General features: G+C 47.7%; 1 protein-coding gene. It reads right to left on the bottom strand.

Annotated elements, in window-relative coordinates; all coding sequences use genetic code 11:
- The coding region (locus FD17_RS12915) for an IS256 family transposase (RefSeq protein WP_191983148.1) at positions 1-509 on the bottom strand (509 nt) is incomplete at both ends.

Here is a 509-nt window from a genome sequence, read left to right as displayed (position 1 = left end):
GTTTCAGTTCGGCTGCTTCACGGTTGGCGGCTCGATGAACTTGTTTAAAGTCATTGATCACGGCCTTGCGGTCTTTTACCCGAACCTTATTCATCAGATTACGTCCAACATGAACCAGGCAACGTTGCCGTTTAGCCTTGGGAAAATGTCTACTTAAGCCTTCATCCAAACCCACTAACCCATCGGCCACAAACAACAGGACATCTTTGACGCCCTGCTTGATTAAGGTTCCCAGCAGTTCAGTCCAGATCCCAGTCGATTCCGTGGGCGCCACCAGGTAGTTCAGGACTTCCTTCGTGCCATCTGGACGGATGCCAATCGCAATATGAACCGCTTCTTTTTGAACGGTATCATGCTTTAACGGCAAGTAAGTGGCATCTAAAAAGATAGCTGCATATTGTGAAGCCAGTCGACGTTGCTGGAAAGCTTGAACCTGTTCGTTAACGGCTTTAGTCATGTTGGAAACCGTAGCTTTGGTGTAGTGAGCACCGTACATTTTCTCAATGAGT

Origin of the sequence: Lentilactobacillus sunkii DSM 19904 (genome assembly GCF_001435575.1) — a bacterium.
In the GTDB taxonomy this organism is placed as follows: domain Bacteria; phylum Bacillota; class Bacilli; order Lactobacillales; family Lactobacillaceae; genus Lentilactobacillus; species Lentilactobacillus sunkii.
This window is presented reverse-complemented; position numbering and strand designations above follow the sequence as displayed.